Origin of the sequence: Microbacterium sp. UCD-TDU, from assembly GCF_000340625.1 — a bacterium.
Classification (GTDB): Bacteria; Actinomycetota; Actinomycetes; order Actinomycetales; family Microbacteriaceae; genus Microbacterium; species Microbacterium maritypicum.
In genome coordinates this window covers 1524572-1544717 of record NZ_KB454446.1, presented here as the reverse complement: position 1 = coordinate 1544717, position 20146 = coordinate 1524572, and the positions used below count along the sequence as shown (strand labels likewise).

19 protein-coding genes and 1 rRNA gene are annotated in these 20146 nt (G+C 64.3%); 10 read left to right on the top strand and 10 right to left on the bottom strand.

Annotated elements, in window-relative coordinates; translation table 11 throughout:
• Positions 1–49: 49 nt before the first annotated feature.
• Positions 50–1573 (bottom strand): 16S ribosomal RNA (locus D514_RS30330).
• A 685-nt stretch (positions 1574–2258) separates the two neighbouring features.
• On the bottom strand, positions 2259–2768 hold the full coding sequence (locus D514_RS30325) for a hypothetical protein (protein WP_031205910.1): 510 nt from the start codon (positions 2766–2768) through the stop codon (positions 2259–2261).
• A 189-nt stretch (positions 2769–2957) separates the two neighbouring features.
• On the opposite strand from D514_RS30325, the gene D514_RS30320 reads away from it, so the two are divergent.
• Together D514_RS30320 and D514_RS30315 are read left to right on the top strand one after the other, a co-directional pair.
• Entirely contained in the window at positions 2958–3887 is a 930-nt protein-coding gene (locus D514_RS30320; protein ID WP_081603887.1) for a G5 domain-containing protein, read from the top strand.
• A 62-nt stretch (positions 3888–3949) separates the two neighbouring features.
• Entirely contained in the window at positions 3950–5452 is a 1503-nt protein-coding gene (locus D514_RS30315; RefSeq protein ID WP_017830123.1) for a SulP family inorganic anion transporter, read from the top strand.
• A gap of 75 nt (positions 5453–5527) precedes the next feature.
• Here the strand turns inward: D514_RS30315 and D514_RS30310 are convergent, their stop codons facing one another.
• Positions 5528–6613 carry a type I restriction endonuclease gene (locus tag D514_RS30310; protein ID WP_031205907.1) on the bottom strand — a complete coding sequence of 362 codons (1086 nt, stop codon included), beginning with the start codon at positions 6611–6613 and terminating at the stop codon, positions 5528–5530.
• 104 nt (positions 6614–6717) lie between these two features.
• Here D514_RS30310 and D514_RS30305 point away from each other — a divergent pair, with 104 nt between their 5' ends.
• Entirely contained in the window at positions 6718–7794 is a 1077-nt protein-coding gene (locus tag D514_RS30305) for a YDG/SRA domain-containing protein (RefSeq protein WP_236610957.1), read from the top strand.
• On the opposite strand, the gene D514_RS38495 is transcribed toward D514_RS30305, so the two are convergent.
• Positions 7787–8188: a (deoxy)nucleoside triphosphate pyrophosphohydrolase gene (locus D514_RS38495; RefSeq protein ID WP_081603904.1), complete on the bottom strand. Its 402-nt coding sequence runs from the start codon at positions 8186–8188 to the stop codon at positions 7787–7789. The genes D514_RS30305 and D514_RS38495 overlap by 8 nt on opposite strands.
• Before the next feature lie 150 nt (positions 8189–8338).
• On the opposite strand from D514_RS38495, the gene D514_RS30295 reads away from it, so the two are divergent.
• Both D514_RS30295 and D514_RS30290 read left to right on the top strand, forming a co-directional pair.
• Complete coding sequence (locus tag D514_RS30295) at positions 8339–8674, top strand: nucleotide pyrophosphohydrolase (protein WP_017830119.1); 336 nt, start codon at positions 8339–8341, stop codon at positions 8672–8674.
• On the top strand, positions 8671–10410 hold the full coding sequence (locus D514_RS30290) for a DUF2075 domain-containing protein (protein ID WP_017830118.1): 1740 nt from the start codon (positions 8671–8673) through the stop codon (positions 10408–10410). The genes D514_RS30295 and D514_RS30290 overlap by 4 nt, the downstream gene beginning before the upstream one ends.
• Here the strand turns inward: D514_RS30290 and D514_RS30285 are convergent.
• Positions 10400–11020 (bottom strand): MerR family transcriptional regulator, encoded by a 621-nt coding sequence (locus D514_RS30285; RefSeq protein WP_017830117.1) that lies wholly within the window; start codon positions 11018–11020, stop codon positions 10400–10402. The two genes, D514_RS30290 and D514_RS30285, sit on opposite strands and share 11 nt — an antisense overlap.
• Positions 11021–11090: 70 nt before the next feature.
• On the opposite strand from D514_RS30285, the gene D514_RS30280 reads away from it, so the two are divergent.
• The 3 genes from D514_RS30280 (at position 11091) to D514_RS30270 (ending at position 13096) form a co-directional block, all read left to right on the top strand.
• Entirely contained in the window at positions 11091–11597 is a 507-nt protein-coding gene (locus D514_RS30280; protein WP_017830116.1) for a DUF4188 domain-containing protein, read from the top strand.
• A 48-nt stretch (positions 11598–11645) separates the two neighbouring features.
• Complete coding sequence (locus tag D514_RS30275; protein ID WP_017830115.1) at positions 11646–12074, top strand: polynucleotide kinase; 429 nt, start codon at positions 11646–11648, stop codon at positions 12072–12074.
• A gap of 71 nt (positions 12075–12145) precedes the next feature.
• Positions 12146–13096 (top strand): hypothetical protein, encoded by a 951-nt coding sequence (locus D514_RS30270; protein WP_017830114.1) that lies wholly within the window; start codon positions 12146–12148, stop codon positions 13094–13096.
• Between the two features lie 19 nt (positions 13097–13115).
• Here D514_RS30270 and D514_RS30265 read toward each other — a convergent pair whose 3' ends face one another.
• Positions 13116–13685, bottom strand: a complete 570-nt coding sequence (locus D514_RS30265; RefSeq protein WP_236610941.1) for a TetR/AcrR family transcriptional regulator — start codon at positions 13683–13685, stop codon at positions 13116–13118.
• An 86-nt stretch (positions 13686–13771) separates the two neighbouring features.
• On the opposite strand from D514_RS30265, the gene D514_RS30260 reads away from it, so the two are divergent.
• Both D514_RS30260 and D514_RS30255 read left to right on the top strand, forming a co-directional pair.
• Positions 13772–14773 carry an SDR family NAD(P)-dependent oxidoreductase gene (locus D514_RS30260; protein WP_017830112.1) on the top strand — a complete coding sequence of 334 codons (1002 nt, stop codon included), beginning with the start codon at positions 13772–13774 and terminating at the stop codon, positions 14771–14773.
• A gap of 277 nt (positions 14774–15050) precedes the next feature.
• On the top strand, positions 15051–17429 hold the full coding sequence (locus D514_RS30255) for a M1 family aminopeptidase (RefSeq protein ID WP_031205904.1): 2379 nt from the start codon (positions 15051–15053) through the stop codon (positions 17427–17429).
• A gap of 137 nt (positions 17430–17566) precedes the next feature.
• Here D514_RS30255 and D514_RS38980 read toward each other — a convergent pair whose 3' ends face one another.
• From D514_RS38980 to D514_RS30240, 4 genes are all read right to left on the bottom strand, one after another.
• Positions 17567–17725: a hypothetical protein gene (locus D514_RS38980; protein ID WP_017830110.1), complete on the bottom strand. Its 159-nt coding sequence runs from the start codon at positions 17723–17725 to the stop codon at positions 17567–17569.
• Between the two features lie 35 nt (positions 17726–17760).
• Complete coding sequence (locus tag D514_RS30250; RefSeq protein ID WP_017830109.1) at positions 17761–18531, bottom strand: 3-keto-5-aminohexanoate cleavage protein; 771 nt, start codon at positions 18529–18531, stop codon at positions 17761–17763.
• Positions 18528–18758, bottom strand: coding sequence for a hypothetical protein (locus tag D514_RS30245; protein WP_017830108.1), 231 nt, complete (start codon positions 18756–18758; stop codon positions 18528–18530). Before D514_RS30245 ends, D514_RS30250 begins: the two co-directional genes overlap by 4 nt.
• Positions 18759–18853: 95 nt before the next feature.
• Complete coding sequence (locus D514_RS30240) at positions 18854–20050, bottom strand: MalY/PatB family protein (RefSeq protein ID WP_017830107.1); 1197 nt, start codon at positions 20048–20050, stop codon at positions 18854–18856.
• Between the last annotated feature and the right edge of the window lie 96 nt (positions 20051–20146).

Genomic DNA, 20146 nt, shown 5'->3' with positions numbered 1-20146 from the left:
TGCCTTCGATCTGGGTTCTGGACACCCGAAGGTGTCAGATGCTCCTTAGAAAGGAGGTGATCCAGCCGCACCTTCCGGTACGGCTACCTTGTTACGACTTAGTCCTAATTACCGATCCCACCTTCGACGGCTCCCTCCACAAGGGTTAGGCCACCGGCTTCAGGTGTTACCGACTTTCATGACTTGACGGGCGGTGTGTACAAGACCCGGGAACGTATTCACCGCAGCGTTGCTGATCTGCGATTACTAGCGACTCCGACTTCATGAGGTCGAGTTGCAGACCTCAATCCGAACTGGGACCGGCTTTTTGGGATTCGCTCCACCTCGCGGTATTGCAGCCCTTTGTACCGGCCATTGTAGCATGCGTGAAGCCCAAGACATAAGGGGCATGATGATTTGACGTCATCCCCACCTTCCTCCGAGTTGACCCCGGCAGTATCCCATGAGTTCCCACCATTACGTGCTGGCAACATAGAACGAGGGTTGCGCTCGTTGCGGGACTTAACCCAACATCTCACGACACGAGCTGACGACAACCATGCACCACCTGTTTACGAGTGTCCAAAGAGTTGACCATTTCTGGCCCGTTCTCGTATATGTCAAGCCTTGGTAAGGTTCTTCGCGTTGCATCGAATTAATCCGCATGCTCCGCCGCTTGTGCGGGTCCCCGTCAATTCCTTTGAGTTTTAGCCTTGCGGCCGTACTCCCCAGGCGGGGAACTTAATGCGTTAGCTGCGTCACGGAATCCGTGGAATGGACCCCACAACTAGTTCCCAACGTTTACGGGGTGGACTACCAGGGTATCTAAGCCTGTTTGCTCCCCACCCTTTCGCTCCTCAGCGTCAGTTACGGCCCAGAGATCTGCCTTCGCCATCGGTGTTCCTCCTGATATCTGCGCATTCCACCGCTACACCAGGAATTCCAATCTCCCCTACCGCACTCTAGTCTGCCCGTACCCACTGCAGGCCGGAGGTTGAGCCTCCGGATTTCACAGCAGACGCGACAAACCGCCTACGAGCTCTTTACGCCCAATAATTCCGGATAACGCTTGCGCCCTACGTATTACCGCGGCTGCTGGCACGTAGTTAGCCGGCGCTTTTTCTGCAGGTACCGTCACTTTCGCTTCTTCCCTGCTAAAAGAGGTTTACAACCCGAAGGCCGTCGTCCCTCACGCGGCGTTGCTGCATCAGGCTTGCGCCCATTGTGCAATATTCCCCACTGCTGCCTCCCGTAGGAGTCTGGGCCGTGTCTCAGTCCCAGTGTGGCCGGTCACCCTCTCAGGCCGGCTACCCGTCGACGCCTTGGTGAGCCATTACCTCACCAACAAGCTGATAGGCCGCGAGCCCATCCCCAACCGAAATTCTTTCCAGACGCAGACCATGCGGTCACGTCACATATCCAGTATTAGACGCCGTTTCCAGCGCTTATCCCAGAGTCAGGGGCAGGTTGCTCACGTGTTACTCACCCGTTCGCCACTGATCCCACAGAGCAAGCTCCGTGTTCACCGTTCGACTTGCATGTGTTAAGCACGCCGCCAGCGTTCATCCTGAGCCAGGATCAAACTCTCCGTAAAAAAGAAATGCATACCCCACCGGGAAAACGGTGACGCAGCGAGTTTGATGCTGACCAAAGAGACAAATTCATTGCTGACTTCATCCATTGCCAACCCCCCGGAAGGGATTGGTCTTTGATCCAAAGGAATTCTCAACTAGCCGAAGCTAGACGAGGATAATTTGGCATTTGACAAGTGCACGCTGTTGAGTTCTCAAGGATCGGANACCAAAGAGACAAATTCATTGCTGACTTCATCCATTGCCAACCCCCCGGAAGGGATTGGTCTTTGATCCAAAGGAATTCTCAACTAGCCGAAGCTAGACGAGGATAATTTGGCATTTGACAAGTGCACGCTGTTGAGTTCTCAAGGATCGGATGCTCCCACGACCCAGCCATCACAGCCAGGCCCGAAGGGCAACTTCTCTATCTTACCGATCTCGTTTCCGTTGTCAAGTCCGAGTTTTTCTCGGCCTGACCGTGGGAACGGATCAGCACCTTCATCCTGTTTACTCAGTGAGTGTCTGGGATTCGGGAGGTGTTAGCTGCTTGACGGGAGCCGGTCCGAGGACCTCCGCTCAACCGTTTGGGGCGAACAAGTAATAAGTTACGCGGATCCCGGGGATCGGGCAAATCTAGGCCGACCGCCGGGCGTGTCGCGGTCCTGCGCCCGCATATCCGCGCGACTCTCCCACCCCTGTCGTGCCTCACTCCGTGGTCATGGGTGTGGTCGTGACGTCGATGTTGCCGAACGGGAAGGGACTGACGATCATCCAGGAGTCGGAGGTGAAACCCTCCATCGGGATCAGGAAGAACCAGACGTGTGAGATGACGATCGCGACAGCTACGAGGGCCCCGACTCCGATCGCGGCCCGGTTCAGAACCTTGAGGGCACCGTGTTCGTCGCTCGCCTTCATCACGCGGCCGAGAGCGATCAACACGATCGCGGCAATACCCACGTAGACCAGCGGGCTGGGACCGAGGGTGAGCTGGATGCACAGGGGAGCCTCGTCCACCGGCCGCCCTGACCCATCGATGAACCCACCGCTGCCATCGATGCCACCAGGACAGGTGGCTCTACTCGCGACCATGAGGGTGGGATACACCAGCGCGGCGATCACGGCGAGGATCAGAAGGCGACGGATCCTGGCGATGACCAGCACGCCGGGGAGTCCAGCGACAGCAGTGGTTTCCGACGGGGTGTGCGGAAGCGACAAGGCGATCTCCTCTGTGGGGGGGTCGTCTTCATGATGGCTCAGTGCTCGGCGTGGGGGAAGAGGTGAAGCGGGGCCTAGAACTGGAGTCCTCCGTGTTCCTGGCCGCGATCTGGAGCAACACCACTCCGCCCACGGGTCTCCGGAATATCGGTAGTGTTCGGCGAGAGCCCGAGTAGAAGGACGGCAAAGATGCCCGAAGCACCTCAAGGTTGGTACGCCGATCCCGAGCACCCCGCCCAGCAGCAGCGCTGGTGGGATGGCACCCAGTGGACGATTCACACCGCGCCTGTGGGCCATGCGCCGGCAGCGACCGCCGCGGTGGCTCCCTCCCAGACGAAGTCTTCGCGGTTGAAGATGATCCTCATCGTGGGAGCAGTAGTTCTGGCAATCCTGCTGCTCACCCGCAGCCTCGGCATCATCATGATGTTCGCCGGCCTGATCCTCTTCTTCGTCGCGATCTACGCGATCGTCCGCGGGTCGGCGAGGCTCTTCCGCGTACGCTCGCGCGGTGCTGCATGGGCTGCCCTGGGGCTCGCCTTCGTGCTGATGTTCGTGGGGACCGGTGCGAACGCCGCTCTCGGCGGCCCGGGTTCGGACTCGACGAGCTCAGGATCACCCTCATCGGACGCCAAGCCGTTCGCGTCCACCCAGACCGAGAAGCCGACCCCCTCTCCGAAGCCCACCACCTTCGAAGAAGTAGAAGAGTCGACGGTCGTTCCGTTCGAGCGGACGACAGCTGATGATCCGCAACTCGATGTCGGGCAGACCGCCATCACGACGGCGGGCGTCGACGGAACCAAGGTCACCACCTACCGCGTGACCTACGTCGACGGAGTAGAAGTGTCGCGCGAGGTCGTCGGCGAGATCGTTACCGTCGTTCCAGTGAACGAAGTCACGTCGAACGGGACGCGACAGCCTCCTCCCGCGCCCGTGCCTTTGGTGCAGCCCGCGGCTGAGTGCCACTCGAGCTATTCGGGAGTCTGTGTGCCCATCGCGTCGGATGTCGACTGCGCGGGTGGCAGCGGTAACGGGCCGGCGTATGTTCGCGGACCACTGCAGGTGGTCGGGCCGGATGTTTACGACCTCGACCGCGACGGTGACAGGATCGCCTGCGACTGAGACGGCTCCGCCCTACGCTGGAGCGTCTGCCTCATTCTCGAGGCGCCTTCCCCTGGAGCTCCATGTCTGCAACGACGGTCGACGATCGTGCCCGCTACCGGGCGAACCCCTCTGTACTGACGGCGCTGAAGAATCCGCGGATGCTGACCCGCGAGGTGCTGGCAGGTCTCGTCGTCGGACTCGCACTCATCCCCGAGGCCATCGCGTTCTCGGTGATCGCGGGCGTCGACCCCAAAGTGGGGCTGTTCTCATCGTTCATCATGGCCGTCTCGATCGCGTTCCTCGGCGGGCGGCCGGCGATGGTGACCGCGGCGACCGGAGCCGTCGCGCTCGTGATCGCCCCGGTCGCTCCGATGTATGGACTGGACTACTTCATCGCGACGGTGATCCTCGCCGGCATCTTCCAGGTGATCCTCGGGGTGGTCGGCGTCGCGAAGCTCATGCGCTTCATCCCCCGCAGCGTCATGGTCGGGTTCGTGAACGCGCTGGCGATCTTCGTGTTCAGCTCGCAGTTCCCGCAGCTGATCGATGTGCCGTGGCTGGTGTATCCACTGGTGGCGCTCGGGATCGTCGTGATGCTGGTGATGCCGAAGATCACCAAGATCGTGCCGGCGCCGCTGGTGTCGGTGGTCATCGTGACGGGAGTGGTGCTGGCGTTCGGCATCACCGTGCCGACGGTCGGCGCCCAGGGCGAGCTGCCGCGGAGCCTGCCCTCTCTCTTCATCCCGAACGTTCCGCTGACGTGGGAGACGTTCACGATCATCGCGCCGTTCGCGCTCGGAGTCGCGGTGGTCGGGCTGCTGGAGTCGCTGCTCACCGCGAAGCTCGTCGACGAGATCACCGACACCCACTCGCGCAAGAGTCGCGAGGCGTGGGGGCAGGGCGTGGCGAACGTGCTGTCGGGGATCTTCGGCGGCATGGGCGGCTGCGCGGTGATCGGTCAGACCATGATCAACGTGAAGGCGTCCGGCGCACGGACCCGCATCTCGACGTTCTGCGCCGGCCTCTTCTTGTTCTTGCTGGTGGTCGTGTTCGGCGACTACGTCGGGACGATCCCGATGGCAGCGCTCGTGGCCGTGATGATCATGGTCGCGATCGGGGCGTTCGACTGGCACAGCGTGCGTCCGTCAACGTTGAAGCGGATGCCGAAGAGCGAGACCTTCGTGATGGTCGCGACTGTTGTGCTGGTGTTGATCACGCACAACCTGGCCGTCGGAGTCGTCGGCGGGGTGTTGGTCGCGTCGGTGCTGTTCGTGCGGCGGGTGGCGCACTTCGTCACGGTTAGGCGTGTGCTGTCTACGGCCGGGGACGTCGTGACGTACGTCGTGAAGGGGGAGCTGTTCTTCGCGTCGAGCAATGATCTGACGACGTTGTTCTCGTACTCAGACGATCCCGGTCGCGTCGTGATCGATCTGTCGGGGTCGCATGTGTGGGATGCGTCGACCGTCGCCGCGTTGGATGCGATCGAGACGAAGTATCAGGCGTTGGGGAAGACGGTGGAGATCGTCGGGATGAATGAGAGCAGTTCGCGGATGCGGGGGCGGTTGACGGGTGGGTTCGAGTAGGCCCTAACGAGAGCGTGGAGCACGAGAAGAACTCCCCGTGCTCCACGCCAGCAAAACATCGCTGCTCGGTTCGCCTCAGTCCTTGTACCGACGAACCGCTTCGCGAATCCCGTCAGCGTGTGAATAGATCTCGTCGAGTTCCTCGATCGCGTGCCGCGTCTCGACCTTTTCCTCGTCCAAGAGGCCCAGGTACTTCTGCTTCCCGTTGAAATGAAGACGGGCAACCGGCTTTCGGTTGTTGTCATCGAGGAGCACAGCAAAGTAGCTCTTGGCGTCGCGATGGGTGACCCGCTGGGGCTTCACCTCGCCACAGGCGATCGCTTTGACGATCTGGTAGCCCTCGAGTTCCTCGAGAGTGGTCTCGATCTCGGTATCGCGATCGAGATCTGCCTCCACAACCTCGGCGCTTGTGGCCGGCGACGGGTCTGCAGTGTGCGCGATGCCGCTCACCCCGAGCGCGGCCTTCAAGCGGTCATTCACCCGCTCGTTCAGGAACTGATGTGCTGCCTTGCCAACCAGACCAGTGAACTGCTGTCGCACTTTCTGTGTGTAGGAGCCCTCGTAGACGCGCGTTGCAAAAAACTTGATCCATTCGTCGGTCGGCTCGCGGAACTGACTCGCGATCTCTCTCTTGAGCGCGCCAATGTACTTCAGCTCTTCTGCCGCGCTGATAATCGATTCGAGATCAAAGCTCTCCTTGCTGAGCTTCTGGATCTCAGGGATGAGGGTCTCATCGATGTCGAGCAGGTCAAGAACGAGGAACGGCTTGCCATCCATACGGTTCGGAGCGTCGAGGTCTGTGTAGAAGTGCCAGAGAACGCCGTTGGTCAGGACAGCGATGCGCGCGTTCGTGACGGAGAAGTATCGGAAAAGCTGAGAGGCATGCTCGATCTTTAGCGAACCCATCGACGGCTTGCACTCGATGAGGATCTGAACCTCCCCGTCGCGCATGATCGCGTAGTCGACCTTCTCGCCCTTCTTGGTGCCCACATCTGCGGTGAACTCCGGAACGACCTCCAGAGGGTCGAAGACGTCGTAGCCAAGAATCGTCGAGATGAACGGCATGACAAATGCGTTCTTCGTCGCCTCCTCAGTTCCAATCGCCGTCGCCTGGTTCTTCACCTTCGTTGCGAGGGAATCGAGACGCTCTGAAAACTCCACCGTCACTCCATTCTTCGTTGAACACGCTTTGATCCAGACGATAGCGGAACCTGCTAGAAACGTCGGCACTGCGGCATATCGGTATGCTGCGTCGCGTGAGCACCATGTCGACTCCTGCCCAGCTGTCTCTCGAACTAAACACGGATCAGCGGCGCATCCGTGAGTTTCTCCGCGAGCGCTACGGCACTCTTCCCGAGGGCGTCACGCGGTGGGAACTTGACGACCGCCAGGCCGACGCAGTGCGAGCCAGGTTCGCACACACTGCGCAATCTATTGATCCAAAGCGCTGGACGCTGGAGATCGGAGACACCGTGCGGCGGCGAGAGATCCACTCCGCCTACGGAGGCCAGGAGCAAGGGGGGATCATCACCCCGAAGTCAATCCCCGACGTCCTCGTCGTCACAAGTCCCGAGAGCGGGGCACGGCACGGATACGACACGCACGAAGGGCTGCAGGCGGACGGTTCGTTCCTCTACACCGGAGAAGGTCAGCGCGGTCCGCAGGTGTTCGCTCGGGGGAACGCCGCACTTCGAGACGCGGCGCGAAACGATCGCCCTATCCGCCTATTCACCAAGCAGGGCACCTACGTCACCTACGTCGGCGAGTTCACAACGGGAGAGCCAGCGTTCAGCATTGAGACAATCCCGGACTCAGACGGGAACCCTCGTGACGGGATCATCTTCAAGCTCGTCCCGGTTCAGGCCGACATCGAGGCGCTGGAGCTGTCAATCGAGATCCCGGCGGCAAGTGCGCAAACTACGTCGTGGACGCCTCCTGAGTCTTCGTCCTACATAGTCAGAGCACCGTTGATTCCCGGCGACCGTGATGTCTCTCGAATCGAGTTCGAATTGCAAAAGGACTTCGGGCGGTGGATCAAAGACCGCGGCGAGACGCCTCAGCGCCTTCGCCTGAACTCCGCAGGAGCTGTGATCGAGCCTGATCTTTACGTCCAAGAATCTGGGTGGGTCGTCGAGGCCAAGAAGTCGCCCGCCCGTGAGTACGTGCGAACTGCCATTGGGCAGGTCCTCGACTACGCGCGACTTGCTCGGGAGTCCGGCCGACCTGCAGTTCCGGTCATCTTGCTGCCCAGTCGCCCGGTCACACATCTCGAGGCGTTGCTGTCTGAGTTGGGGATTCTGTTGGCCGTCCGCGAGAGTGAGGGCTTTTCGATCATCAAGTAGATTCGACAGCCGCCAGTTGCTGTACCGCGGGCAGATCTGGAGTCGCCCAATCGAGATCCCACAGATCGCGTGGACGACTCCAGAGAAGGTCGTCGTGGTCGAGGCTCTCCGTTGGACGATCCCCGAGCAATCGAGCGCGAAGGCACGTGAGGCGAATGATGCTGTCGCCGACCACCGTGTCATCCGTGCGGAGCGGGGCCGTGACTTCGATGAGGGTGTTGAGCTCCTCCTGGATCTCTCGCACCAGGGCTTCGTTGTGTGACTCGCCCCTCTCGAGCTTGCCACCAGGAAATTCCCACTTTCCACCAGCGGTCTTTTCCGGGCGTCTACGGCAGGCAAGAATCAAGCCTTCATGCTCAATGACAGCAGCAACCACCTCGATGATGCGACTCACGCTCACTTATCCCTCCGGGGCTCGCTACCTTAGCTACGGAATGCTTTGATCCCAGTCTGCACGCCCAGCTCGGAGCTCAAGGGCTGGGGCGCTCAATACGTCCGGATCGCCGCTCGGATGTGGTCGTCTTCGCCTGCTAGCGTCGCTTCCATGTCGTCTCCGCAGACTCTCGCCGCCCTACGCGCCTTCGTCGCTGAGCGCGACTGGGACCAGTTCCATTCCCCGGAGAACCTCGCCAAGAGCATCTCGATTGAATCAGGAGAGCTCCTCGAATGCTTCCAGTGGTCCCCGGATTTCGACCAGGAACAGGTAGAGGCGGAGCTCGCGGATGTGGTTACGTACTGCATCCACCTCGCGAACAAGATCGGCGTCGACCTCGACGAGATCGTCATGAAGAAGTTGGAGTCGACGAAGGCGAAGTACCCCGTTGAGTTGGCCAAGGGCCGCATGACGAAGTACACCAAGCTCTCCGAGGCGCCGGAGTGACAGAGTTCAGTATCCAGCGCCTTCCGTTCCGCCGCGACGCTGTTGACACCTGGGCGCATGACGACACCCGCCACACCAACTGGCCGGTCGTCTACGTGATCGAAGGTGACGCGCAGCTTGGTTCGCCGGGACTCTACGTCGGTGAGACCGTGAGCGCCGCTACCCGGATGCGTCAGCACCTCGCCGGATCGAAGAAGAACGAGTCACTCGAATCGATCCGCGTCGTCGTGGATCACACGTTCAACAAGTCCGTCTGTCTCGACCTTGAATCGCATCTCATCCGTTGGTTCTCAGGCGATGGCCGATATCGCATTCTCAACGGCAACGATGGTCTCACTGACGCCCAGTACTACGACCGCGACGTCTATCGCGAGTCTTTCCGCGATGTGTTCGAGGCGCTGCGAGCAGAGGGACTCTTCTCTCGCAGCATCCCTCAGATCGAGAACTCGGACCTTTTCAAACTGTCGCCGTTCAAGGCGCTGACTGACGACCAGGGAATCGCGATCATGGACATCCTGGAGGGTCTGCTCGAAGATCTCGACAACCCAAGCGCCCGGTCAACGCTCGTTGTACAGGGCAACCCGGGAACGGGGAAGACGATCATCGCGATCTTCCTGATGAAATTGCTCGCCGACATCCGCGACTACGACGACCGCGACGGGGTCGAGCCAGACTCTATGTTCTCGGAGTTCTTCGTTCCCGAGAATCGCGAGCTGCTCAAGACGCTTCGCATGGCGCTCGTGATCCCGCAGCAGTCTCTGCGGATGTCGGTGAAGAAGGTCTTTAAGAAGACGCCCAAGCTTGATGCTGCAATGGTGATGTCGCCGTTCCAGCTCGGAGAGTCGAACGAGACTTACGACCTCGTGCTCGTCGACGAGACTCACCGTCTTGGGCAGCGAGCCAATCAGGCGTCGGGCGTGCAGAACAAGAAGTTCCGCGAGATCAACGAGGCTCTTTTCGGAAGCGATGACCCTCACTACACCCAGCTCGATTGGATCAAGGCTCGGAGCAAGCATCAGCTCGTGCTTGTCGATGGTGAGCAGAGCGTGCGGCCTCATGATCTCTCTCCGGCGGCGCTCAACGCCGAAATCAGTGGGGCCAAGGATGCACATCGCTTTTTCCGCCTCACGACCCAGATGCGCGTGCAGGCTGGCGCAGACTATGTCGAGTTCGTACGCGCGCTACTGCGGGATGAAGCACCTTCACTCCCCGACCTCGGCGAGTATGAACTCCGCCTCTTTGACGATCTCGGAGACATGCGCGATGCCATCCGACGGAAGGATGCTGAGGTCGGTCTTTCCCGCCTCGTCGCAGGCTACGCGTGGGACTGGGTTTCGAGGAAGAACTCGGACGCATTCGACATCGAGCTGGACGGTGAGCGTCTGCGGTGGAATGGCACGGACAAGGACTGGATCAACTCGAACGGGTCGCTCGAAGAGGTCGGCTCGATCCACACCGTTCAGGGCTACGACCTGAACTACGCCGGGGTCATCATCGGGCCGGACCTCCGCCTCGACTCGGCAACCGGTCGGATCGTCGCTGATCGCGAGAGCTATCGGGACAAGAAAGGCAAGGAGAACACCGGGCACCTCAAGGATGCGTTCGGGGACGATGACCTACTGACGTTCATCCGGAACATCTACGGGGTCCTTTTGACACGTGGGATGCGTGGAACATTCGTCTACGTGTGCGACCCAGCGCTGAGAGAGCGTCTGGCCGCGGCGCTCAAGCGCTAGTTCCGCCCCCGCCGAACCGCTCCCCCGAGCTCACCTGCTGCGCCACCCGCCGCAGCGCCAACAGCAACGGCTCCACCAGCACCGACCCCAGCACCACGTACCGCACGGCAGCCTCTGCAGACTCCCCCGGCACCCCGGCGATCTCCGCATCCGCAATCCGTCGCATGCTCGCGAGGTACTCCGCCATCACCGCATCCTGCACGCTGAACCCGACGCGCTCCAACCCCTGCAGCGCTCGCGCCACCGCATGCAGCACGGCCTCGTCGCACATCCCTGGCTTCCACCCGAGCCCTGCGACAAGAGCCTCAGCATCCGTCAGGTCCAAAGACTCATCCACCGGCGGAGTGATCGCCGCATGTGCCGTCCCGAGCAGGTCGTGCGCACTCGCCGGCGGATCATCCAGCGTCGCCAGTACCCGCCGCGTCTCGGCGATGCTCACCCCCGCATCGAGCAGCGCGCGGATCACCCGCAGCCGCTCCACGTGCTTCTCGCCGTACGCGGCCTGAGTCGCAGATGACCGCTCACCCTCGGGCAGCAGCCCCTCGCGCAGGTAGTACTTGATCGTCGGCACCGTCACGCCGGTCTGCGCGGACAGTTCGGAAATTCTCATGGCCACCTCTTGACTTCGATAGTAGCGCTATCCATTATGGATAGTGAAACTATCCAATCAAGGAGACGTCATGTCGAAAGTCATCGCGGGCCGCATGACCCACCGCCACGAGGGCGAGCTCGTCTTGTTCCACATCGGGATGCAGATCAACCGCTGGTGGCGCCCCGACCTGTGGATGCCGGCCTTCTTCGCCATGCCGGGGATGCTGCGCGAACTCAGCACCGACCCCGACTCGGGCATGCTCGGCTACCACCTGCTCTTCGGATCGGGCGGACCCTACGTCGTGCAGTACTGGTCCTCCGTCGACAAGCTCTACGCCTACGCGTCCAGCCCGGACCAGCAGCACCGCCCCGCCTGGACCGCGTTCAACCGCGCAGCCCGCAAGGCTCCGGGAGCGGTGGGCGTGTGGCACGAGACCTTCCGCGTCGACACCGCTGAGAGCGTATACGTCTCGACGAAGCCGATGGGGTTGCCGAAGGCCACGGAGCTCGTCCCCGTCGGCAAGCGTCACGACCGGGCGCAGGCGCGGTTCGCTGATGGGCGGACGGAAGCTCCGAAGTCCGAGCCTGCGCAGTAACCCTCGCCCAGCGACCGCTCCCTCCGAGGAACCCACTACCCTCACACCATGCCCACCGATCGCCCTCGCGCCTGGATCTTCGACGTCGACGGCACCCTCGCCCTCATCGGCGACCGCTCGCCGTACGACATGCGCAACGTGTCGATCGACACCCCGAACCACCCGGTCGTCATCGCCGCGCAAGCCTTCGCCGCGCACCCCGACGTCGACGCGCTCATCGTCATCTCGGGCCGCGACGAGACCGCCCGCCGCGCCACCGAAGCCTGGCTGACGTTCAACGAGATCCCGTTCGATCGCCTGCTGCTCCGCCGCACGGGCGACCAGCGCGCCGACAACATCGTCAAGGCCGAGATCTACGACGCCCACATCGAACCGCACTTCTCCGTCATCGGCGTCGTCGACGATCGCCGCAGTGTGGTCGAGATGTGGCGGTCTCGTGGACTGGTCTGCTTCCAGGTGGCCGAGGGGGACTTCTAAACCCCGACGCGCCGGCTCACCCCGCGCACACACCCTTCCGGCACACCCCGAGTTCTGCCACCATGAGGGCCATGATGCCGGACACCCCTCCCGCCACCAAGCCCGACCCCGGCCGGTTGGAGAAGCTCCACGACTGGCTGACAAGCCCGGGCGGCCGGCTCATCCGCTACCTGCTCGTCCTGATCATCGTCGGGCTGGCCGTCTATCTCTCGCTCACGGGGTGGTTCCAGGTCTGCGAGACGGTGGACTCCGAGAAAGACGGCCTCACCCGAACCTGCTCCGGCCCGAATCTCACGAGTGCCGGCGTGCTCGCAGCGGTGATATTCGTCTTGCTGCTCCTCTGGCCCGACCTGTCGGAGGTCAGCGCGTTCGGTGTCACGCTCAAGAAGCTCGTGCAGAAAGTCGAGGAGAAGGTCACCGAGACCCGCGACAAGGCCGCCCACATCGACAACACCACCACCACGACCCGCTCTCGAGTGGAGGATCTGCAGTCCACCGTCGCCACGCAAGGCGGAGACATCAGCCACCGCCTGTCGCTCATCCAGTCCGACCTGACGTCACTCACCGAGCGCGAGGCGGAACGAATCGCCGCACCGCCCTATTCGGAGGCCGTCCGGGTCCCCTCGGAGCCTGCACCCCTGAGCCCCTCGCCACGATGGGACAGCCTCGACCGCGATGCTCTCGTCCGCGTCTGCGAAGAACTCTTCGGCTCCGACAACCTCGAGTACACCGTCGGCAGCCTGGACAACGTGCTCGGCGACATGTGGTGGCCCGCTGAAGGGGTGGAGGGAGTCGACAGCCGGAACGCCGCCTACACCGGGCTCATCCTGGAGCTGTTCCGCACATTCCGCGAGCGATGGGAGCGAGCCAGGCAAGACCGCTTCCACCGTGAGCAGGTCGACACGATCCTGCGATCCATCGAATCGATGCTGCTCGCGCTCATCGGCGGAAGATACGTCGACGACGAGTCGATCCGCATCGCACTCGCCGCCCTCCGCCTCCTCCACCGGCAAGAACGCTAGTTCAACAGCTCAGTGCCCCCTACGCCGCAATCCCCCGCAGCAACCGCACCACGGTCTCCTCCACCCGCTCCGCACTCAACGGCTGCCCGATCAACGCAGAGTACGACGCCATCGCGATGAACTGGTCCGCGATCGCGGCCGCATCCACATCCGCCCGCACATCGCCCGCAGCACGTCCGCGCGACACCCGCTCGGCGACCCACTCGCGAATCGGCGCCGCCAGCCGCTCGTTCAAGACGAGCCCCAACTCGGGGTCCGCAGCCGTCACCTCGATCAGCGCCCGCGCGAGCGCCACACCCTCGGGCCGAGCCAACCCGGCCGACATCGCCGAGAACCACGCCCGCAGATCCGCTCCGAGGTCTGCCGTCATCGGCACCGACACCTCGGCACCCGGTAGCGATCCTTCGAGCAACGCCTCGCCGAGGATCGCGGCCTTCGACGGCCACCACCGGTAGATCGTCTGCTTCGACACCTCCGCAGACTCGGCGAGACCCTCGATCGTCACGGCTTCATACCCGTCCGCGGCGAGCACGCGCCGCATCGCCTCCAGCACGGATCGGCGGGCTTTCTCACTGCGAGGACGGGGCACCATTCGAGCGTACTCAGGCGTAGACTCCAAGATAAGTAGACGCACCGTTGCGAAACTACAGCGACACCCGAACAAGGAGAACGAGCATGGCCCTCACCGCACACTCCACCATCGGCGACTGGATGAACGACCCGACCGGCGGGCCTCTCATCCGCGGACTCTTCGAGAAGACGGGCGCCGACCCCGAGCTGCTCACCCCCGTGCTGGGCCTTCCCCTGCAGCAGCTGGTCGCGATGAGCCAGGGCCAGCTTCCCCAGTCGGTCGTCGACGACCTGGTGCGCGCGGCCAACGGCGGCGAGATCCCCGAAGACGACGCCTCGGAGGGCTGGACCGAGAAGACCACCTCCGGCCGTTTCGCCGGTAAGACCGTGATCGTCACCGGTGCCGCCTCCGGCATCGGCAAGGCCACGGCCTCCCGTGTCGCCCGCGAAGGCGGACGTGTGATCGCGAGCGACATCGCCGCCGAGAAGCTCGACGCCCTCAAGGCGGAGCTCCCGGATGCCGACATCGTCACGGTCGCGGGCGACCTCACGAAGCAGGAGGCGATCGATGCGGTGCTCGCTGCCGCAGGCGATCGCATCGACGGCTTGGCGAACGTCGCCGGCATCAACGACGACTTCTCTCCCGCCGGCGAGACCCCCGACGCCGTCTGGGACCGCGTGATCGCGATCAACCTGACCGCTCCGTTCAAGCTCATGCGCGCGGTCATCCCGGTGATGGAAGCCGCGGGCCAGGGCTCGATCCTCAACGTCTCGAGCGAGGCCGGCCTGCGCGGCAACGCCTCGGGCAATGCCTACACGGCCAGCAAGCACGGCATCATCGGCGTGACCAAGTCGGCGGCCTTCATGTACGGGCCGAAGGGCATCCGCGTGAACTCCGTCGCCCCGGGCGGCGTCGCCACCGGCATCCCGATGCCCCCGCACATGTCCGAGTACGGCTCAGGCCGCCTGGCCCCGTTCCAGCAGGCCATCCCGACCGTGGCAACAGCCGAGCACCTGGCCGCATCCATCACGTTCCTGCTGTCGGACGACGCCGTGAACATCAACGGCGCCATCCTCGCCTCCGACGGCGGATGGTCGGTGCAGTAAGCCGCACCCGCGAAGCCGACGCCCCCGCCGACCCGAACGGCGGGGGCGTTTCGCATCTCCGGGCGGATGACGCACGGCGGCCGGCATCCTGGACAGAGTCGAACAATTCCCCCGGTCAGCGAACAGAAAAACTCGCCGCAACCGAACCGTGAACGGCACGATATATTGCAGAAACATACGTTCCATACGTTTCATACGCGTCCCCAGGGCCACAAGCCTCCCCCCGCACCACGACGACGTGACCGGTCGCCCGCGTTCTGCCTACCTGAAAGCCCCCATGCCTCGACTGACCTCCCCCGCCCGTCGACGATTGATCGCGACTCTTCCGATCACCGCTCTCCTCGCCGGTTCCCTTCTCGCCACCTCTCTCCCCGCGGCCGCAGCCGACGACCCGATCGACGGGGCCCGCACCTCCGGTGACCCGATGTTCCCGAACATCGGCAACGGCGGCTACGACGCCCTCGACTACGACGTCTCCCTCAGCTGGAGCCCGACCGGCGTCGCCTCCGGGCTCGTCACCGGCGACATCACCACCGCCACCACCACCATGACCGCCAGGGCCCTCTCGCTTCTGCGCAGCTTCTCGCTCGACTTCGAGGGCATGAACGTCGACGCAGTGACCGTCAACGGTGTCCCCGCAGCCTGGTCGCGCGACATCGACGCCGCTGCCGAGAAGTTCAAGCTCATCGTCACCCCCGTCACCCCGGTGGAAGGGGAGTTCACCGTCGCTGTCACCTATAGCGGCACCCCGGTGGTGCACGTCGACAGCGACGGCGCTTTCGAGGGCTGGAACGGCACGAACGATGGCGCGATCCTCCTCGGACAGCCGATCGGCACGATGGCCGGCTTCCCCCACAACAACACCCCGAGCGACAAGGCCACGTACACGATCTCGGTGGACGCCCCTTCGGTGCTCGCCAACGTCTCCGGCGTGCAGGGCGACGCGGCCGTCGCCAGCAACGGTGAACTGCAGTCGAAGACCGTCTCGGGCGAGCGCACCACCTGGGTGTGGCGACAGGACAAGCAGATGGCCTCTGAACTCGTGGTCATCGCGATCGGGCGCTTCGAGGTGATCGAAGGCTCGGTCACCCTGAGCGACAATCGCACCATTCCCTCCTGGTCCTTCATGGACGCGGGGCTCAGCGACACGAACAAGACCACCATCCGCAACCGGGTCGCACAGCTGGAGACCATCACCCGCAACCTCGAGAGCATCTACGGCCCCTACCCCGGCAACAGCACCGGCGTGATCGTCGACACCGTGCCCAGCGGGGTCAACTACGCCCTCGAGACGCAGGACCGATCGTTCTTCCCGAGCACGAACTCCGTGAACGGCAACACCCTCATCCACGAACTCGTGCACCAGTGGTACGGCAACAACGTCGCGCCGACGACCTGGACCGACATCTGGATCGGCGAGGGGATGGCCACCTGGGGCCCGACCTACTACAACAGCGCCGCAGCCTTCGGTGGGGGCACGAGCACCGAGCAGAGCTACTTCAACTCGTGGAACAACAAGGCCTCGTCGAGCGCGGACTGGAACATCCCCCCGGGAGCCCAGACCGCCTCGGACGAGCTCTACGGCTACCAGACCTACACCCGCAGCGCCCAGTTCTGGGAGGCCTTGAAGATCTCGATCGGCGACGACGCCTTCTTCGCCCTGATCAAGGAATGGCAGACGCGCTTCGCCGGCCAGAGCCGCACGAGCGCCGATCTCAAGGCTCTCGCCGAGGAGCTCTCCGGCCGCGACATCACCGCGCTCTGGAACGACTGGATCCTCGAGCCCGGCAAGCCCGCCTGGCCCGACAAGCTGTCCGTCTCGCTGACGGCGACTCCGGCCGCCACGGAACCGCTCGACATCGGCGACACCGCCACTTACACCCTCAGCGCCACCAACACGGGTCGGGTGGCCCTCGCCTCCTCCGTGGTGACGGTCGACCTCAGCGACGTGCTCTCGCGCGCGACGCTGGTGGCTGTGCCAGCGGGCACTGTCCTCGACGGCACCACCCTCACCTGGAGCGTCCCCGCGGGGGTCGCAGCGGGGGCCTCCACCGAGGTGCAGTTCACGGTCGAAGTGGCTGAGGATGCACCGAGCGGTGCCTTCTCGTCGACCGCGCGCGTCGCTACTCTCGGCGGCACCTGCGCCACCTGCGTCGCGGAGCTCTCGATCATGGAGGTGCTCGCGCCGACCAGCGTTCCGACCATCACGGGCACCGCGGCGGTCGGACAGACCCTGACCGCGATCTCGGACGGCTGGCCCGCCGGAACCGCGCTCAGCTACTCCTGGGCGATCGACGGCGAGCCCGTCGTGAGCGATGCACCCGTCCTGCGAATGGCCCGCGCGGCCGCGCCGGGCGCACAGTTCGTCGTTCCGGCAGACGCCCTCGGCAAGCGGATCACCGTGACGGTGACCGGGACGCTCGACGGATTCCGTGCCGGTTCCGTCACGAGTGCGGCCACCGCAGCCGTCGGTCCCGCCCTCAGCCAGGGCGGCGGAGCCACGACCCCCGGCGGCACCACCACTCCCGGCGCCGGCCAGCTGGGCCAGACGGGTGCGGAGCTCCCCATCGGCGGCGCAGCCCTCGGCCTGGTGCTGCTCCTGCTGGGCGCGGCATTCGTCGCTCGACGTCGTCGCCACCGCATCGACGCCGCCTGAGACAACGGTGGATGCCGCGGCCCGTTCGCGGCATCCGCCGAGTGTCTGTCGCACTCACCATGACGCCCCGCCGGCGATGTCGGCGGGGCGTCGTGGTTCTCACCGCGCGTCGGCCAGCATCCACCGGCACCCGCCGGTCACTCCTGGCCGGGACGCGCCTCCCGCGCCATCGCCTGTCGGTGCGAGGTCAGCGCCGCCCGCACGGCCGAGTAGATCACCAGCCACGCGATGGCGATCCCGATGAAGACGTATACGAGATTCGCGAGAAGGAAGACGAGAAGTGAGTCAGCGAACATCGCCCCAGGATGCCGCAGCGCAGGTCGCAGGGCGATCAGACGCCCCGTACCCTCGCCACAGCCGCCCGCACGAGCGCGGCGTTACCCGTTGCCGTCGCACCGTCGGGAAGCAGCAGGGTGTCTTCCAACCCGATGCGCGACGCCACGCCGAGCTCGACCGCGAGGTCGAACACCGGCCACGTCGACCCTTCCTCCCCGTGGAGCAGGATCGGCAGGTCGGGCTCCTCGAGCTCGACGTGGGCGATCATTCCCTCGGCGTGGCCGCGCAGCGTGTCGGTCGGCTCATCGGGAAGCTCGATGAGCACTCGCAGGCACTCTCCCCTCACCGGCGATCGCTTCCACACCTCGAAACCTGCCGCATCCCACAGCCCCGCCTCGACCGCGACACCTCGCTTCAGCAGCAGCGCGGCCACCTCGTCGGCGCCTGCCTCGTGCCAGTTGACCGACGCGTGATCAGGCAGCTCCGTCCACGTCTCGATGGCCGCGAGACGACGCTCGACATCGGGCTCGGCCCACGCTCCCGTGGTCACACCGACCGGCACGCCAGGGCTCGCGGAGCGCACCGCCCGCACCCACCGTGCGACATCGTCGGCGGCGAGACTGTCGCGCCCCGTGGCATCTTTCGGGTGCACGTGCACCTCGTGCGCGCCCGCCGCCAAAGCCCTGGCGGCGTCGTCGGCCACGACCGAGGCATCCGCGCTCAGCCACGGATGCCCGACCGCATCACGGGCGCCGTTGACGCATGCCTGCAACAGCATGCGTCGCTCGGGCACGGGAACCTGATCGGCACCGGAAGTCGCGGTCATCGGCCGATCAGCTCACGCGGGTGCAGATCGTAGGAGAAGGAGTCGATCGAAGGGCCCTCTTCGGCGCGCACCGTGTGCTCGACCTGACGCGCGACCGCGGCACTGCGACCCACCTTCACCGCCTCGGCCTCGCTCAGGAAGCTGCTGCCCAACGTCTGCGATTCACCCTCGATGCGGTTGAACCAGATGCCGTTGCGGTGGAACGTCTCGATGTCGCCTGCAGCCATGGGGATCCCTTCTCTCGTCTCCCTTTCTACGTCAGACCACCGACATCGAGGAGACCCTTGACAGCCTCGACGCCAGGGTTCGAGAGCGCAGGCTGTCAGGCCGCGAGACCGGCCCGACGCACGGCAGCGCCCATCGCCGCGAACGCCTCGTCGAGCACCGGACGAGGAGTCGCGAACACGACCCGCGCATGGCCCTCCGCACCGCGCCCGAGCAGGCGTCCCTCTGTCAGCACGACCCCGGCCTGCTCACGGAAGAACGCTGCCGGAGGGTCCGGGATCCCCAGCGCGGACGTGTCGATCCACCCGATGTATGTCGCCTCGGGCACGCGATACACGGCGCCGGGAAGATGCTCGTCCACCAGCGACGCGAGCTGCCGCCGCGACCCGTCGAGGTACTCGATCACGTCCGTCAGCCAGGGCTTGCCCGACCGATACGCCGCCGTCGAGGCGACGACGCCGAGGGTGGCCGCGCCGTGCTGCACCGCGAACCCGAACCGCGTGTAGAGCTGCTGATCCGCATCGTTCGAGGTGATCAGCTGCGCGGTCTTCAACCCCGGGATGTTCCAGGCCTTCGAGGCACTCGTGCCCGTCACCGTATGCGCGGCCGTCACCTCCGACACCGACGCGTACGGCACGAACGGCGCACCCTCGTAGCGCAGCGGGGCGTGGATCTCATCCGCGAACACCCGCCCGCCGTGCCGCTCCACGATCTGAGCGATCGCCTCGAGCTCCTCCCGACCGACGATCGTGCCAGTGGGGTTGTGCGGGTTGCAGAGCACGAGTGTCCGCGCCCCGGCGGCGAAGGCCTCGTCAATGCGCTGCAGGTCGTGCTGCCAGCGCCCGTCGACCTCGACACCCGGCACCTCGATCACCGGATGCCCGATCGCCGGCAGGTATGTCAGGAACGGCATGTACGCGGGAGTCGGCACGATCACGGGCGAACCCGCCGGCGCGTACTCCTGCACCGCGACCCCGAGAGCCGCCATCACATCCGAAACCGGATGCACCCGCTCCGGGTCGACCGCCCAGCCGTACTCGTCGCGCATCCACTCGGCTGTCGCCTCTCCCAGCTCCGTCGCCTGCGGGGGCGAGAGGTAGCCGAGGTTCTCGCCGTCGATCGCCCGGTGCAGCGCCTCCGCGATCTCGGGAGCGACCCCGAAGTCCATCTCCGCCACCCACGCCCCGATGTGGCCGGGATGCAGACTCCACTTGCGGCTCTGCGGCCGATCGAGGAAGAGACGGGTACGGGCATCGAAAGCATGCGACGCGTGCGAAGGACGGTCCGCGGTCATGATCTGGGTTCCCGCCGGCTCAGCCGACGGCGTCGGTACAGGAGGGGCGCAGGGCGCGGATCTCGGACACGGGAAACTCCATTCACAGCGGGATCC

Excerpts from the sequence above, each read along its gene's own strand:
- D514_RS30320 (WP_081603887.1), top strand. The coding sequence starts at position 2,958 with ATGCCCGAAGCACCTCAAGGTTGGTACGCCGATCCCGAGCACCCCGCC.
- D514_RS30315 (WP_017830123.1), top strand. The coding sequence starts at position 3,950 with ATGTCTGCAACGACGGTCGACGATCGTGCCCGCTACCGGGCGAACCCC.
- D514_RS30305 (WP_236610957.1), top strand. The coding sequence starts at position 6,718 with ATGTCGACTCCTGCCCAGCTGTCTCTCGAACTAAACACGGATCAGCGG.
- D514_RS30295 (WP_017830119.1), top strand. The coding sequence starts at position 8,339 with ATGTCGTCTCCGCAGACTCTCGCCGCCCTACGCGCCTTCGTCGCTGAG.
- D514_RS30285 (WP_017830117.1), bottom strand. The coding sequence starts at position 11,020 with ATGAGAATTTCCGAACTGTCCGCGCAGACCGGCGTGACGGTGCCGACG.
- D514_RS30280 (WP_017830116.1), top strand. The coding sequence starts at position 11,091 with ATGTCGAAAGTCATCGCGGGCCGCATGACCCACCGCCACGAGGGCGAG.
- D514_RS30275 (WP_017830115.1), top strand. The coding sequence starts at position 11,646 with ATGCCCACCGATCGCCCTCGCGCCTGGATCTTCGACGTCGACGGCACC.
- D514_RS30270 (WP_017830114.1), top strand. The coding sequence starts at position 12,146 with ATGATGCCGGACACCCCTCCCGCCACCAAGCCCGACCCCGGCCGGTTG.
- D514_RS30260 (WP_017830112.1), top strand. The coding sequence starts at position 13,772 with ATGGCCCTCACCGCACACTCCACCATCGGCGACTGGATGAACGACCCG.
- D514_RS30255 (WP_031205904.1), top strand. The coding sequence starts at position 15,051 with ATGCCTCGACTGACCTCCCCCGCCCGTCGACGATTGATCGCGACTCTT.
- D514_RS38980 (WP_017830110.1), bottom strand. The coding sequence starts at position 17,725 with ATGTTCGCTGACTCACTTCTCGTCTTCCTTCTCGCGAATCTCGTATAC.
- D514_RS30250 (WP_017830109.1), bottom strand. The coding sequence starts at position 18,531 with ATGACCGCGACTTCCGGTGCCGATCAGGTTCCCGTGCCCGAGCGACGC.
- D514_RS30245 (WP_017830108.1), bottom strand. The coding sequence starts at position 18,758 with ATGGCTGCAGGCGACATCGAGACGTTCCACCGCAACGGCATCTGGTTC.
- D514_RS30240 (WP_017830107.1), bottom strand. The coding sequence starts at position 20,050 with ATGACCGCGGACCGTCCTTCGCACGCGTCGCATGCTTTCGATGCCCGT.